Source organism: Neorhizobium tunisiense (assembly GCF_039631515.1).
Taxonomy (GTDB): Bacteria; Pseudomonadota; Alphaproteobacteria; order Rhizobiales; family Rhizobiaceae; genus Neorhizobium.
On the sequence record NZ_JBDIUU010000010.1, the window covers coordinates 220,628 to 235,686 of the forward strand.

General features: G+C 61.7%; 13 protein-coding genes. 7 read left to right on the forward strand and 6 right to left on the reverse strand.

Features of this window, described 5'->3' with window-relative positions:
* Positions 1-15 precede the first annotated feature (15 nt).
* Together rhaS and ABCW43_RS25785 are read right to left on the reverse strand one after the other, a co-directional pair.
* The gene (gene rhaS, locus ABCW43_RS25780) at positions 16-1,011 is read right to left on the reverse strand and encodes a rhamnose ABC transporter substrate-binding protein (RefSeq protein WP_345929770.1); all 996 of its coding nucleotides are present in this window, start codon (positions 1,009-1,011) and stop codon (positions 16-18) included.
* Positions 1,012-1,059: 48 nt separating this feature from the next.
* A complete protein-coding gene (locus tag ABCW43_RS25785; protein WP_345929772.1) occupies positions 1,060-1,875 on the reverse strand; it encodes a DeoR/GlpR family DNA-binding transcription regulator in 816 nt (271 codons plus the stop codon).
* A gap of 200 nt (positions 1,876-2,075) precedes the next feature.
* Here ABCW43_RS25785 and ABCW43_RS25790 point away from each other — a divergent pair, with 200 nt between their 5' ends.
* Positions 2,076-4,172: a bifunctional rhamnulose-1-phosphate aldolase/short-chain dehydrogenase gene (locus tag ABCW43_RS25790; RefSeq protein ID WP_345929774.1), complete on the forward strand. Its 2,097-nt coding sequence runs from the start codon at positions 2,076-2,078 to the stop codon at positions 4,170-4,172.
* 216 nt (positions 4,173-4,388) lie between these two features.
* The gene (gene rhaI, locus ABCW43_RS25795; protein WP_345929776.1) at positions 4,389-5,681 is read left to right on the forward strand and encodes an L-rhamnose catabolism isomerase; all 1,293 of its coding nucleotides are present in this window, start codon (positions 4,389-4,391) and stop codon (positions 5,679-5,681) included.
* Positions 5,682-5,758: 77 nt separating this feature from the next.
* Here the strand turns inward: rhaI and ABCW43_RS25800 are convergent, their stop codons facing one another.
* From ABCW43_RS25800 to ABCW43_RS25810, 3 genes are all read right to left on the reverse strand, one after another.
* Positions 5,759-6,907: a MalY/PatB family protein gene (locus ABCW43_RS25800; RefSeq protein ID WP_345929778.1), complete on the reverse strand. Its 1,149-nt coding sequence runs from the start codon at positions 6,905-6,907 to the stop codon at positions 5,759-5,761.
* 238 nt (positions 6,908-7,145) lie between these two features.
* Positions 7,146-7,391 carry a DUF982 domain-containing protein gene (locus ABCW43_RS25805; RefSeq protein WP_345929780.1) on the reverse strand — a complete coding sequence of 82 codons (246 nt, stop codon included), beginning with the start codon at positions 7,389-7,391 and terminating at the stop codon, positions 7,146-7,148.
* Between the two features lie 73 nt (positions 7,392-7,464).
* Positions 7,465-8,622, reverse strand: a complete 1,158-nt coding sequence (locus ABCW43_RS25810; RefSeq protein ID WP_345929891.1) for a fumarylacetoacetate hydrolase family protein — start codon at positions 8,620-8,622, stop codon at positions 7,465-7,467.
* Positions 8,623-8,989: 367 nt separating this feature from the next.
* Between ABCW43_RS25810 and ABCW43_RS25815 the strand changes: the two genes are divergently transcribed.
* The 5 genes from ABCW43_RS25815 to ABCW43_RS25835 all read left to right on the forward strand — a co-directional run bounded on the left by ABCW43_RS25815 (position 8,990) and on the right by ABCW43_RS25835 (position 14,158).
* Positions 8,990-10,516, forward strand: a complete 1,527-nt coding sequence (locus ABCW43_RS25815) for an ABC transporter substrate-binding protein (protein ID WP_345929783.1) — start codon at positions 8,990-8,992, stop codon at positions 10,514-10,516.
* Between the two features lie 88 nt (positions 10,517-10,604).
* Positions 10,605-11,546 (forward strand): ABC transporter permease, encoded by a 942-nt coding sequence (locus tag ABCW43_RS25820; protein WP_345929785.1) that lies wholly within the window; start codon positions 10,605-10,607, stop codon positions 11,544-11,546.
* Positions 11,546-12,418, forward strand: coding sequence for an ABC transporter permease (locus ABCW43_RS25825; RefSeq protein WP_345929788.1), 873 nt, complete (start codon positions 11,546-11,548; stop codon positions 12,416-12,418). Before ABCW43_RS25820 ends, ABCW43_RS25825 begins: the two co-directional genes overlap by 1 nt.
* Positions 12,419-13,627, forward strand: coding sequence for an amidohydrolase/deacetylase family metallohydrolase (locus tag ABCW43_RS25830; protein WP_345929790.1), 1,209 nt, complete (start codon positions 12,419-12,421; stop codon positions 13,625-13,627).
* Positions 13,628-13,645: 18 nt separating this feature from the next.
* A complete protein-coding gene (locus ABCW43_RS25835) occupies positions 13,646-14,158 on the forward strand; it encodes a RidA family protein (protein WP_345929792.1) in 513 nt (170 codons plus the stop codon).
* Between the two features lie 10 nt (positions 14,159-14,168).
* On the opposite strand, the gene ABCW43_RS25840 is transcribed toward ABCW43_RS25835, so the two are convergent.
* Positions 14,169-14,996: an IclR family transcriptional regulator gene (locus ABCW43_RS25840; RefSeq protein WP_345929793.1), complete on the reverse strand. Its 828-nt coding sequence runs from the start codon at positions 14,994-14,996 to the stop codon at positions 14,169-14,171.
* Positions 14,997-15,059 lie beyond the last annotated feature (63 nt).

The window sequence follows — 15,059 nt, forward strand, 5'->3', positions numbered from 1 at the left end:
GTCGAGTTCTCCAGATCAGAAGATCTTGGAGAACTCGTCGATGTTCTTGGCGTTGTAGACGAACGGGTCGGCCATGGCGGCTTCGCCATTGTCGCCCACCTTGATCGAGCCCATGCGGCCGGCCTTGATGGCGGAGCCGGGCTTGGCGTCGGTATCGCCCTTGACGAGGTGATAGGCGATCTGGGTGGCCGAGTAACCGAGGTCGATCGGGTTCCAGATGGCGAATTCCTTGGTGGCGCCGGACTTGATGGCACCGGCCATTTCGGACGGCAGGCCGAGGCCGGTCACGTAGACCTTGCCGATCATGCCGGCATCCTTGACGGCCTGCGAGGCGGCGAGCACGCCGACTGTGGTCGGCGCGACGATGACCTTGACGTTCGGCTGCGACTTCAGAAGGCCCTGGGCTTCGCGGTAGGACTTGTCGGCGAGGTCATCGCCATAGACGGTCGTGGCGAGGTTGAGGCCGGGGAAATCCTTGAGCTGCTTCTTCATTTCGGCGATCCAGGTGTTCTGGTTCGTCGAAGTGGTGGTGGCCGACAGGATGGCGAAATCGCCCTTGCCGCCATCCAGATGATCCTTGGCGAGCGTCAGGCACATCTTACCGATCAACTCGTTGGAAGACGGGTTCAAGTGCATGATGCGGCCTTCCTTGGCCACCGCCGAATCCCAGGAGATCACCTTGATGCCGCGCTGGGCGGCCTTCTTCAGTGCCGGGATGACGGCATCCGGATCGTTGGCGGAGATGGCGATCGCGTCCACCCCTTGAGCGATCAGCGAATTGATCACTTCGATCTGGCCTTCGGCCGTTGTGGAGGTCGGGCCGGTATAGATGACCTGGACGCCGCCGAGTTCCTTGGCGGCTTCCTGGGCGCCCTTGTTGGCCGCTTCGAAGAAGCCGTTGCCGAGCGATTTGACGACAAGCGCGATCTTTATGTCGGCGGCGCTTGCCGCCGTCGTCATTGCGGCGAAGGCGAGCGCCACGCCGAGCGCGAGTTTCTTTGCAAGTTTCATGGTTAGTCCTCCCAGTTGATCGTTCAATCTTCTCCCGCCGGTCGCTCCTCACGCGGCCGACGAGGAATCCTCCTTGGCGATGTCCGCCGAAACGGCACCGGCGATAATCAGCTTGACGCCGGCGTCCTCGATCATCCGTGCGGCGTCGTCGGTCACGCCGTCATCGGTGATGACGGTCGTCACCCGGTCGAGCGGGCAGAGGATGAGGCTCGATCGGCGCGAAAACTTCGACGAATCCACCATCACGATCAGTTCTTCAGCCTGATGCATGAGCTTCTGTTCGCTCTGGATCACCAGCGCATCGGCTTCCATCACCCCGAGCGGCCCGACCCCCTGCGCACCGATGAACATGCGTCGGGCATAAAAATTGCGGATCGCGTCATTGTCGAAGGGCGACAGGATCAGGCTCTGTTCGCGGTAGATCGCGCCGCCCGGTATCGTCACCGTGTTCTTCGAATGCTTGACCAGATGTTCGGCGATCGCGAACGAATTGGTCATCACCTGCAGGCGTCGAGCCGACATGAAATGCACCATCTGGAACGTCGTCGTGCCGCCATTGATGATGACGCTGTCGCCTTCATCGCAGAGTTCGACTGCGCGGCGGGCGATTGCGCGCTTCTTGTCGATATTGACCGATTCCGACACCCGGAATGATCGGGCGGCAAGCTGGCCGATCTGCGGCGGATGCATGGCTTCCGCCCCGCCCCGGACGCGCCGGAGCTTGCCCTGAACGTGCAGCGAAGCGATGTCGCGCCGGATCGTCGCTTCCGATGCCTCGGTCAACTCGGCGATATCCTGCACCGTGATGACGGGCTTTTCCTGGATAGCGCTCAAGATGATGCGATGGCGTTCACGTTCGTGCATGGGTTCCTCCTAACCGATAACTAATGCTGGAAAATTTACGATGTCAATCAGAAACGATCAAATTCGCTTTTATTGCGCTGCACAATGAAAGTTTATGATCGTTTATGATTGACAGGGGGCGCAGCAATGCGCGATACCCACAACAGGGAGATGGCGGCCGCCTCGTCGCCGTGAGCCGAAACACGTTGGGAGGACAAGCGATGTCGGGCCAAACCCGCCTTCTCGAAAACCGTTGGGATGATGTTCAAGCCGCCAAGCTCGATGAGCCCGGCAAGCTGCTCTATCGTTCCAATCTTCTCGGTGCCGACAAACGCATTACCAATTATGGTGGCGGCAATACCTCGGCCAAGGTGATGGAAACCGATCCGCTGACCGGCGAAAAAGTGAAGGTCATGTGGGTGAAGGGGTCGGGCGGCGATGTCGGAACGATCAAGCTCGACGGTTTCGCCACCCTCTACATGGACAAGCTGGAAGCGCTCAAAGGCCTCTACAAGGGCGTCGAGGACGAGGACCGGATGGTCGGTTTCCTGCCGCATTGCACCTTCAATCTCAATCCGCGAGCCGCTTCGATCGATACGCCGCTGCATGGTTTCGTGCCGTTCACCCATGTGGATCACATGCACCCGGATGCGATCATCGCGATCGCTGCCTCCAGGAACTCGAAAGAACTGACGCAGCAGATTTTTGGCGCGGAGATCGGTTGGCTGCCCTGGCGGCGGCCGGGTTTCCAGCTCGGGCTTGATCTCGAAGCGTTCGTCAAGGCGAACCCGAATGCCAAGGGCGTCGTGCTGGAAAGCCACGGGCTGTTCACCTGGGCGAATGACGCCAAGGCCTGCTACGAGCTGACGCTCGACATCATCAACAAGGCGATCGAATGGTTCGCGAAGGAGACGGAAGGCAAGACGATCTTCGGCGGTGCGGTGGCAAAGAGCCTGCCCGCGCCGGAGCGCCGGGCGATCGTTGCCAAACTGATGCCGGAAATCCGCGGCCGGATCGGCAAGGCGGAGCGCAAGCTTGGCCATTTCGACGATCAGGACGCGGTGCTGGAATTCGTCAATTCCAAGGATTTGAAGCCGCTCGGTGCGCTCGGCACATCCTGCCCGGACCACTTCCTGCGCACAAAAATCCGTCCGCTCATCGTCGATTTCGATCCGGCGAAGCCGGATGTCGATGCGGTGATTGCTGCGCTCGACAAGGCGCTCGAAGATTATCGTGCCGATTACACGCGCTACTACGAGACTTGCAAACACGGCAATTCGCCTGCGATGCGCGACCCCAATCCGGTCATCTTTCTCATTCCCGGCGTCGGCCTGCTGTCGTTTGCGCGTGACAAGGCGACCGCCCGCATTGCCGGCGAGTTCTACGTCAACGCGATCAACGTGATGCGCGGCGCGTCCACCGTTTCCGAATATCAGGGGCTTCCGGAACAGGAGGCGTTCGATATCGAATACTGGCTGCTCGAAGAGGCGAAGCTGCAGCGCATGCCGAAGCCCAAGAGCCTTGCCGGGCAGGTGGCCTTCGTCACCGGCGGCGCCGGCGGCATCGGGCGGGCGACCGCCGCCAGGCTGATGGGCGAGGGTGCCTGCGTGGTGCTTGCCGATATCGATGGCGGCGCGCTGGACACGACCAGGGCAGATTTCGAAAAGTCCTTCGGCAAGGATGCGGTGCGTGGGGTCCTGCTCGACGTGACGACCGAGGATGCGGTGATCACTGCGTTTGCCGAGGCCTGCGTGGAATTCGGCGGCGTCGATATCCTGGTCTCGAATGCCGGGATCGCTTCTTCCGCGCCGGTCGAGGAAACCACGCTTGCCATGTGGAGCAAGAATATCGACATCCTGGCGACCGGTTATTTTCTTGTTTCGCGTGAGGCATTCCGGTTGTTCCGCCGCCAGGATCTCGGCGGCAATGTCGTCTTCGTGGCTTCAAAGAACGGGCTTGCCTCTTCTCCGAATGCGTCGGCCTACTGCACCGCCAAGGCGGCCGAAATCCATCTCGCCCGCTGCCTGGCGCTGGAAGGCGCCGATGCCGGCATCCGTGTCAATACAGTCAATCCGGATGCGGTGCTGCGGGGTTCGAAAATCTGGAACGGCGAATGGCGCGAACAGCGGGCGGCCTCATCCAAGATCGAAGTCAGCGATCTGGAGGAACACTACCGCAAGCGGTCGCTGCTGAAGCTCAACGTCTTCCCGGAGGATATTGCCGAGGCGATCTATTTCCTGGCTTCGGACGCATCGGCGAAATCGACCGGCAACATCATCAATGTCGATGCGGGCAACGCGCAGAGCTTTACGCGGTAAGGTGCTCTCTTCTCCCCGGCGGGGAGAAGATGCCTGACAGGGCAGATGAGGGGGAGGAGCGTAGCGACGCCTTGAGCGAAAAGCGAAAGGCCGAATCTGCGGCAGGCGCCCCTCATCCGACCCTTCGGGCCACGAACCGGGGTCGAGCCGCTGGTCTCGACCCGTCCTTCGGACCCCCGCTGGGGAGAAGAGACAAAGAACTGATGGGAGGACCAAATGACTGAACTCAAGATCGCGACCGACGTGATCGCCGCCGAAAACGACAATCGCTTGAGCGCCCTCAAATCCGATTACGACGCACTGGGCGAAAACCTGTCGCGGCGCGGCATCGATATCGAGAAGATCACCGGCGAGGTCGAAAAGTTCTTTGTCGCCGTGCCCTCCTGGGGTGTCGGCACCGGCGGCACGCGGTTCGCCCGCTTCCCCGGTCAGGGCGAACCGCGCGGCATTTTCGACAAGCTCGACGACTGCGCCGTCATTCACCAGCTGACCCGGGCGACCCCCACCGTTTCGCTGCACATCCCGTGGGACAAAGCGGACCCGAAGGAGTTGCGCGCCAAGGGCGATGCGCTCGGCCTCGGTTTCGACGCGATGAATTCGAACACGTTTTCCGATGCGCCGGGGCAGGCGCATTCCTATAAATACGGTTCGCTCAGCCATACGGATGCAGCGACGCGCGCCCAGGCGATCGAGCACAATCTCGAATGTATCGAGATCGGCAGGGCGATCGGCTCCAAGGCGCTGACGGTGTGGATCGGCGACGGCTCGAACTTTCCGGGGCAGAGCCATTTCACGCGGATGTTTGAGCGCTACCTGGCGTCGATGGCGGAGATCTACAAGGCACTGCCGGGCGATTGGCGGCTGTTTTCCGAACACAAGATGTACGAGCCCGCCTTCTATTCCACCGTCGTGCAGGACTGGGGCACCAATTACCTGATCGCCAATACGCTGGGGCCGAAAGCCTTCTGCCTCGTTGATCTGGGGCATCACGCGCCGAACACCAATATCGAGATGATCGTGGCGCGGCTGATCCAGTTCGGTAAGCTTGGCGGCTTCCATTTCAACGATTCCAAATATGGCGACGATGACCTGGATGCCGGCGCGATCGAGCCCTACCGCCTCTTCCTGGTCTTCAACGAACTGGTCGATGCCGAACATCGCGGGATCAAGGATTTCCGCCCGGCGCATATGATCGATCAGTCGCACAACGTTACCGATCCGATCGAAAGCCTGATTTCCAGCGCCAACGAGATCCGCCGCGCCTATGCCCAGGCATTGCTGGTCGATCGGGGCGCGCTCGATGGCTTCCAGCAGGACAACGATGCGCTTATGGCCTCCGAGACGTTGAAACGCGCCTATCGCACCGATGTCGAGCCGATTTTGGCCGAGGCTCGCAGCCGAGCGGGCGGAGCGATCGATCCGGTCGCTACCTATCGGGCCAGCGGTTATCGGAAACGGGTCGCGGCGGAGCGCCCGGCCTCCGCCAGCGGTGGCGGTGGGATCGTCTGATCTTCACCCGTGTCAACGATGCCGGCGGATGGGTTCCGTCGGCGGCCAACTCCTATCGTCCAACCGAATGACAGCGATCAGGTGTTCCGACCGATTGCGCGTTCCATGCGGCTGAGACCCTCCTCAAGCAGGGTACGCGGGCATCCGAAATTGACGCGGACGAAGTTGCCGTAGGCCTCCCCGAAGTCCGATCCGGCATTGAAGCCAACCTTGCCGTGCTCGAGGAAATAGCTCTGTGCATCCGGCTTCAGGCCGAGTTCCGTGCAGTCGAGCCAGGCGAGGAACGTGCCTTCTGACTTCATGAGCTTGATCTTTGGGAATCGGCGCGTGATTTCGGCCGACAGGTAGTCGCGGTTGGCCTCGATATAGGCGAGCATCCGTGTCTTCCAGTCGCCAGCCTTCGAGAAGGCCGCAAGCGTCGCCTCGAGCCCGATGATATTGGCATTGTCGACCATTCCGAGCCGCGCCTGGTTGAATTTTTCGCGGATCGCCTTGTTGCAGACGATCGCGAAGGCGGTCTTGAGGCCGGCGATATTATAGGTCTTGCTGGCTGCCATCAGGGTGATCGTGCGGTTTGCCGCATCTTGCGAAAGCGTGGCGATCGGCACGTGGCGGCGGCCGTCGAACACCAGGTCGCAATGGATTTCGTCGGAGATGATCAACGTATCGTTCTGACGGCAGAGATCGGCGATCGTCTTCAGTTCTTCCGCCGTGAATACTTTGCCTGTGGGGTTGTGCGGGTTGCAGAACAGCAGCGCCTTCGACTTCGCCAGTTGCGTCGCCAGAACCTCTGTATCCATCACATAGCCATCGGCAGCCGGCACAAGCGGCGCATCGCGGCGGACAAGGTTCCAGGTCGCTGGAGCTTCGAGGATGGGACGATAGACCGGTGTCTGGACCAGCACGCCGTCGCCAGGCTTGAGCATCGCGTGCAGCGCCATGTTGAAGCCGGGCACGACGCCTGGAAGGAAGACGATCTCGTCGGGCGAGACGGTCCAGCCGTATTTTTCCTGCATGTCGGCGATGATCTGGGCTCGCAGTTCTTCACGGGCGACGCCGTAGCCGAGCACCGGATGTTCGAGCCGGTTGCGGATCGCATCGACGATCTCAGGTGCTGCGGGGAAATCCATGTCGGCGACCCACATGGGCAGCACGTCGTCCGGATATTTGCTCCATTTCGAGCTGCCGGTGCCCCGGCGTTCGTGCACCGCATCGAAATCGGTCATGCTCTCAAATCCCCTGTTATCATTCTGCCGTTCAAATCGATCGGCCATCCTCATTTTCGACGCCTGCCGCGAACAGCGCAAAGCATGAAGTCGCCCTTGCTTGTCCCTAACCGGCCGCGCGCCTGTCAACGCCTTTCTTTGCATAACCGGCGAGCGCGGCACCTAGCGCTTGTCCCGGCGAGGGAGCGAGCAGCCTGGTTCGGTATTGGGGATGACATGGATCAATCTGGCGGAAGGCTCAGGCGCGGATCAGGATGTGCGCTTCCATAGCCGCCTCAACGAAGGCCTTTCTGGCCTCTTCCGGTTTGCGTTTTCCGGCATCCACCGCGGCGCAGACGTCAAGCGCCCGGTCGAGGGCCGTGCCATCCTCGACCGGCCAGTCTTCGATCATTGCCCAGGCGGCGGCCTGCGTCGTTTCGATCGCGGTTTCGGCCGGCGGCTCGCCGATCGATATGACGACCGGCTTGTTCCAGGGCGTATTCATTCTGTTCAGTGTCCCATCTCGTCTATGCCGGTCTCCTAGGCCGATTTGACGGCCGTGGCGAGGTTTGCTCCATCTAGAGCAAGCCTCGTGCAGCGAGGTTCTTCATCAGCGCCGAGATGCCGAAGTTCCAGGGGGGGCATTCGGTGGAGAGGCGCACCGTGTTGCGCAGAGTGCCGAGGCCCGGAGACGAGATCTCGACGATGTCGCCGATCTTGTGGGTAAAGCCCTGGTTCGGCACGTCGCGATCCTCGGTCGGGGCAAACAGCGTGCCGAGAAACAGCATGAAGCCGTCGGGATACTGATGATGCTCGCCGCATGTATGCTTGACGAGATCGAGCGGGTCGCGGCTGATCTGCGACATGGAGCTCTTGCCGTTGAGGACATATCCCTCCGGTCCGGTCACGCGCAGGTCGAGTTCGGCATTGCGGACGTCCTCCAATCCGTAAGCCTCATCGAAGAGGCGGATGAAAGGCCCGATCGAGCAGGAAGCATTGTTGTCCTTCGCCTTGCCGAGCAGAAGCGCCGAGCGCCCCTCGACGTCGCGCAGGTTGACGTCGTTGCCGAGCGTCGCCCCCTTGATCTCGCCCCGGCTGTTGACCGCGAGCACGATTTCCGGCTCCGGGTTGTTCCAGGTGGATACGGGGTGAAGGCCTACATCCGCGCCCCAGCCGACGGAGGCGAGCACCGGGGCCTTGGTGAAGACTTCCGCATCCGGGCCGATCCCGACTTCGAGATACTGGGACCACATGCCCTCCTTGATCAGGGCTTCCTTGACGCTGGCGGATTGCGGCGAGCCGGCCTTCAGGTCCTTGAGGCTGCCGCCGATGATCGCGCTGACCGTCTGGCGGATGGTCGCGGCTCTATCCGGATTGCCGGCCGCCTTCTCCTCGATGACGCGCTCGATCATCGATTGCGCGAACGTCACGCCGCAGGCCTTGATCGCCTGGAGATCGGCGGGCGCCAGCAGATGGGGACGCGACGGATCGGGCCTGCCCGTGCTGTTCCTCGCAAGGTCTTCCAACGTCCCAATGATCGGGCCAGTGGCGTTTCGGACGAAGTCCGCAACATCGGCGCGCTCCAGAAGCGCGCTGAGGGTCGGCGCTTGCCTGCTGGTGATATCGACCAGGGTACCGTCACGCAGCGTGACGACGCTCGGGCCTGAAACAGCAGGATTCCAGACGCGGCCGACAAAAAGGCCGTTGGCAAACGTATCGATGAGATTGTCGGTCATGTTGGTCAATCTGCCTCCCGTTAGATGTGGCCGAACGGGCCACACTATCTTGTCTTGTTCTTCGGCTTGGCGCGCCGCGGTTTTCAGCTCGCAGCCAAGGCTGTGTGTTTTCGCTGTCGAAGACGCATTCGTCCAGCCCCAGATGACAAATTAGATCGAGATTTGTGGGGACGTCAGCGAGGTCGCGCTGCCGATCGAGACGTTCAGCGCCCTCGGCTGAAAACCTCTCGGTGCCAGGGGTCGCAAATCTCATTCTCAGCGGCCACCGTTGCGTGTCTCTACCTCCCCATTGACAGGGCGGCTGCGTTCTATATTCTGTTATAAAAGCCTATATAACATAATTGTGGAACATAAACGGGAGACTATCATGAAATTGAAACTTGCATTCCTTGTTGCAACCGCGCTTGTCGCGACGCCGTCATTCCTGATGGCGCAGGAGAAGGGCGGCGTCATCAACGTCGCGACCATCGGCGAGCCGCCGACGCTTGATCCGATGACTTCGACGGCCGACCTCGTCGGTATCGTCACCCAGCATATTTTCGAGACGCTCTACACGTTCAACAAGAAGTGGGATGTCACGCCGCTTCTGGCGGAAAGCCTGCCGGAGGTGAGTGCCGACGGCAAGACCTATACGATCAAGCTCAGGACCGGCATCAAGTTCCACGACGGCAGCGACATGACCTCGGAAGACGTGGTCGCCTCGCTCAGCCGCTGGACCAAGCTTGCCTCGCGCGGCAAGCAGGCGGCCGGCTTCATCGAGTCGATTTCCGCCGCCGATCCGGCGACCGTGACGATCAAGCTGAAGCAGCCCTACGCGCCGCTCGTCTCGCTGCTCGCCTTCAACAACTCTGCCGCAATCATCATCCCGGCCGAGAAGCAGGTCGACACGATGACCGACTTTGTCGGTACTGGACCCTATATGCTGAAGGAGCGCAAGGCTGACCAGTATATCCAGCTCACCCGCTTCAAGGATTACAAGCCACGCTCTGGCGAGAGCGACGGTTATGGCGGCGCCCGCCACCAGTATCTCGACGAGATCCGTTTCGTGCCGGTTCCGGACCCGAACACCCGCGTCGAAGCAGCCGTTTCCGGCCAGTACGACTATATCGACTCGCTGCCGGTCGAATCCTTCGACAAGGTGAAGGCCTCGAAGGCGACCCAGCCGCTGCTCCTGAAGCCGTTCGGCTACCCTGTCTTCGTCTTCAATACCGCAGACGGTGCCGCCAAGAACCTCGCGGTCCGCAAGGCGATCCGCCAGGCGCTCAACATGGAAGACATGCTCGCCGCCGCCTTCGGCAGCAAGGATTTCTACGCGCTCGACGGCAACATCTATCCCGCCTCCTTCACCTGGAGCACGGATGCCGGCGTGAAGGGCAATTACAACGTCGCCGATCCGGAAGGCGCCGCCAAGGCCGCCAAGGCCGCGGGCTATGACGGAAAGCCGATCCGCATCCTGACCAGCCGCCAGTACGAGTTCCACTACAAGATGGCGCAGGTGGCAGCCGAATATCTGAAGCTTGCCGGCTTTGCCGTCGACATGCAGGTGGTCGACTGGGCGACACTCACCCAGCGCCGCACCGACAAGGCGCTGTGGGACATCTACATCACTCACAGCCCCTTCCTGCCGGAGCCGGCACTGATCGGTTCGCTGGCGCCGAGCTCGCCGGGCTGGTGGGACACGCCGGCCAGAAAGGCGGCCGTGGATGCTTTCTCGGCGGAGTCGGATCCGAAGAAGCGCGTCGAACTCTGGGCCAATGTCCAGAAGGCTCTTTATGACGAGGCGCCATTCATGAAGATCGGCGATTTCAACGCGGTCTCGGCGATATCGACAAAGCTTCAGGGCGTCGATCCGGCTCCCTGGCCCTATTTCTGGAACGCATCGATCAAGAAGTAATAATCCTCCCGGGGAGACGGATGCCGGTTTACGGACCGGCATCCGTCCTCAATGATGTCCGCAACGCCGGGCACAGGAACACCTTCGTATGATACGCTATATCCTTCAACGCCTTGCCGGCATGATCGTAGTGATGTTTCTCGTCGTCACGATCGTCTTCGTGATCGTTCGCGTGACACCTGGCGATCCGGCCGCGGTCATGCTCGGTCCCGATGCCTCGGCCCAGGATGTCGCCGAACTGCGCACGCGTCTCGGCCTCGATCAGCCGATCGCCGTCCAATATCTCTTCTATATAGGCCAATTGCTGAGGGGTGACCTCGGCCAGTCGATCTTCCTCAACATGCCGGTGACGTCGGCGCTTCTTGACCGCGCCGAGCCGACCTTCTTCCTGACGATCTTCTCGCTCGCCATCGCCAGCGTCATCGCGCTGCCGATCGGCATCTACGCCGCCTATCGGCGCGGGTCCTTCGTGGACCAGGCCGCGACGACGGTGGCGATGCTGGCCGCCAGCATTCCGAGCTTCTGGCTTGGCCTCATCCTGATGCAGTTCTTCGCCGTGCGGCTCAACATTTTCCCCGTTTCCGGCTACGGCGGTCCGGGCGCGAGTTTTGCCGAGCGCATGTATCACCTGACATTACCTGCCTTCGCGCTCGGTCTCGTCTCCTCGGCGCTGATCCTGCGGTTTACCCGCGCCTCGATGCTCGACGTGCTTGGCGACGACTATATCCGCACCGCCCGCGCAAAAGGGCTGATCGAGCGGCGGGTCGTGCTGAAGCATGCGCTGAAGAACGCGCTGATTCCGATTCTCACCGTGCTTGGCCTCACCGCCGCCGTGCTGATTTCCGGCGCTGTCGTCACCGAAACGGTGTTCGGCCTGCCCGGTGTCGGCAATCTGGTGGTCTCGGCGGTGCTGCGGCGCGACTATCCCGTCATCCAGGGTGCGCTGCTTGTCATCGCCGCCCTCTATGTCCTGATCAATTTCGCGATCGACATGCTCTATCTGCTGGTCGATCCAAGGGTGCGCTACTGATGGCGGAGATTGTCACCACCAAACCGGCCATGAGCGAGGGAGCTAAATTCTTTCGCCGCTTCGTGAAGCGCAAGACCGTCGCCATCGGGCTGGCCGTCATCGTGATCTTCGTTCTGCTGGCGGTTCTCGCGCCGTGGATCGCGCCCTATTCGCCGTCCAAACTGTCTATCGTCAACCGGCTGAAGCCTCCGAGCGAGATCTACTGGTTCGGCACCGACGAATTCGGCCGGGATATCTTCTCGCGCACGATCTATGCCGGACGGCTGTCGCTGCTGGTGGGAGCGGCCGTCGTAAGCCTTTCGGCGATTATCGGCGTGACGCTCGGCCTGCTTGCCGGCTTCTTCCAAAGGCTCGACACGCCGATCGCCCGGCTTATCGACGCGATGATGGCCTTTCCGGACATCCTGCTCGCGATCGCGCTGGTCGCAGCGCTCGGGCCCTCCCTGGTGACCGTGATCATCGCCCTGTCGATCGTCTATTCGCCACGGCTTGCCCGTATCGTCCGGGCCTCGACGCTGGTGATCCGCGAACTGCCTTACGTGGAGGCGGCGAAGGCGCTGGGTATCTCGACCTTCCACATCATGACGCGGCACGTGCTGCGCAATCTGGTGTCGCCGATCCTGGTGCAGGGCACGTTCCTGTTCGCCAGCGCCATGCTTGCCGAAGCCGGACTTTCCTTCCTCGGCCTCGGCGTCAGTCCGGAAATTCCCACCTGGGGAACGATGATTGCCAGCGGGCGCCAATATATCGGCCAGGCCGACTGGATGACCTATTTCCCGGGCTTTGCCATCATTCTTTCCGTTCTGTCGCTGCAGATGGTCGGCGACGGACTGCGGGACATGCTCGATCCAAGACTTCGAAAGGACCTGTAAATGACCGGTGAAACAGCGGGCCAGCCGCTCCTCCTCACCAATGTGAAGCCGATGGCTTTTGGCGGAAATGCGGCCTCCGGCACGACCGATATCCTGGTCGGCGCCGACGGGAAGATCTCCGCGATCGGCCCGTCGCTCGCAGCCCCCGCAGACGCGATCCGGGTCGACGGGAAGGGCGCCTTCATCTCGCCCGGCTGGATCGACCTGCATGTGCATATCTGGCACGGCGGCACTGATATCTCGATCCGTCCGTCCGAATGCGGCGCCGAGCGCGGCGTGACGACGCTGGTCGATGCCGGTTCTGCGGGCGAGGCCAATTTCCATGGTTTTCGCGAATATATCATCGAGCCGTCGAGGGAGCGTATCAAGGCTTTCCTGAACCTCGGTTCGATCGGGCTCGTCGCCTGCAACCGCGTTGCCGAGTTGCGCGATATCCGCGATATCGACCTCGACCGCATTCTCGAATGTTATGCGGAGAACAAGGAACATATCGTCGGCATCAAGGTGCGGGCGAGCCATGTGATCACCGGTTCCTGGGGCGTCACGCCGGTGAAGCTCGGCAAGAAGATCGCCAAGATCCTGAAAGTGCCGATGATGGTGCATGTCGGCGAACCGCCGGCGCTTTATGACGAGGTGCTTGAGATCCTCGGCCCCGGCGACGTCGTCACCCATTGCTTCAACGGCAAGGCCGGCTCGAGCATCATGGAAGACGAGGATCTTTACAATCTCGCCGAACGCTGCGCCGGCGAGGGAATCCGCCTCGATATCGGCCATGGCGGCGCGTCCTTCTCGTTCAAGGTGGCGGAAGCGGCGATCGCCCGCGGCCTGCTGCCCTACTCGATTTCGACGGACCTGCACGGCCATTCGATGAATTTCCCGGTCTGGGATCTCGCGACCACCATGTCCAAGCTGCTGTCGGTCGGCATGCCGTTCGACAAGGTGGTGGAAGCGGTCACCCATCACCCGGCTTCGGTCATCAAGCTTTCGATGGAAAACCGGCTGTCGGTCGGCGAGCGGGCGGATTTCACTATCTTCGATCTCATCGATGCCGATCTCGAAGCGACCGATTCCAATGGCGATGTCTCGCGCCTGCAAAAACTGTTCGAGCCGCGTTACGCGGTCATCGGTTCGGAGGCCATCACTGCCAGCCGCTACATCCCACGGGCCCGCAAGCTCGTCCGCCACAGCCACGGTTATTCGTGGCGCTGAGGCGGGTTCTGAAATCGCATGACAGGAGTTGACGTGAACACGTCTTCAGCAAAGGCCGCTCCCGCGGCGCAGACAGCTTACGATCGGTTGATCGCGCTCGGCATCACGCTGCCGCCGCCGCCGCCGCCGATCGCCAATTTCGTCACGCATGTCCGCGAAGGCAACATGCTCTACCTCTCCGGCCAGGGGCCGCGCGAGGCGGATGGTTATCTTCATGCCGGCAAGGTGGGCGCCGACGTCGATGTCGATCTCGCCTATCGGCATGCGCGGCTGGTGGGCATCAACCTGCTGGCGGTCATGCACGAGGCGCTCGGCGACCTTTCGCGGGTGAAGCGGGTGGTGAAACTGCTCGGCATGGTCAATGCCGTACCGGATTTCGAGGATCACCCAAGCGTCATCAACGGTTGCTCGGACCTGTTCATTGCGGTGTTCGGCGATGCGGGCCAGCATGCCCGTTCGGCAGTCGGTTTCGGCTCGCTGCCGGGCAATATCACCGTCGAGATCGAGGCGATCGTCTCGCTGAACGACTGAGGAGGCAAGGTCAGTGGTTGCGCCAACCCATCAGCTTCTCGATCCGCTGGGCGGAGGCGCGCACGTGCTCCGTATAGTGGTTCTCGTCGGAAAACACCTTCTGTTCCGGCAGCACGATGGAAATGGTGGCGATACACTCACCGCTCCGGTCGCAGACCGGCGAGGCGATGCAGGCGACCGCATAGTCGGACTCCGCCACCTGGATCGACAGCCGCTGCTCGAAGGCCTTGCCGGCCGAGTCCGACAGCGTGCGGGCGTCGATCTCGGCGCGGCCGGTCGGCGAGGTGCGGGCGCAGCGCTTGAAAAGCTCGATACGCTCGGCCTCCGGCAGGTGCCCGACGAGAAGCCGGCCGGATGCCGTCCAGTTGAGCGGCACGCGGGTGCCGACGCGGGAAGCGACCTGGTAATGGCTCGGGCCGTCCGCCATGGCGAGCACCAGCATGTAATCGCCGTCGCGGCCGCAGACCTGCACGGTTTCGCCCGCCTCGCGGCAGAGATCGTGCATTTCGTGGGTGGCGACGCTCATGAAATCCAGCGACCGGGCGTAGGCGAGGCCGTAGTGGTAGAGCCGGGCGCCAAGCCAGATCGAACCGTCGGCATTGCGGGCGAGCATGTTCTTCTCAACCAGATCGTCGATGATCACGTAGACGGTCGAGAGCGGCGCCTTGATCGCCTTGGCGATCGCATAGGCGCCGGACGGCGCACCTGTTTCGTAGAGATGATCGATCACCTGCAGAGCGCGGTCGATGCCGCTCACGCGCGAGCGGCGCGCGCCTTTGGCCTCCACTTCGGAACCGGCGTCGCCGGAAAGGTCTGCGGATGAAGTCTTTGCGTCCAATTCAACGCTCCTCGTCTGATTTCGAGAGGCTATTACATTATTATGGCATATCTGTCGATGGCA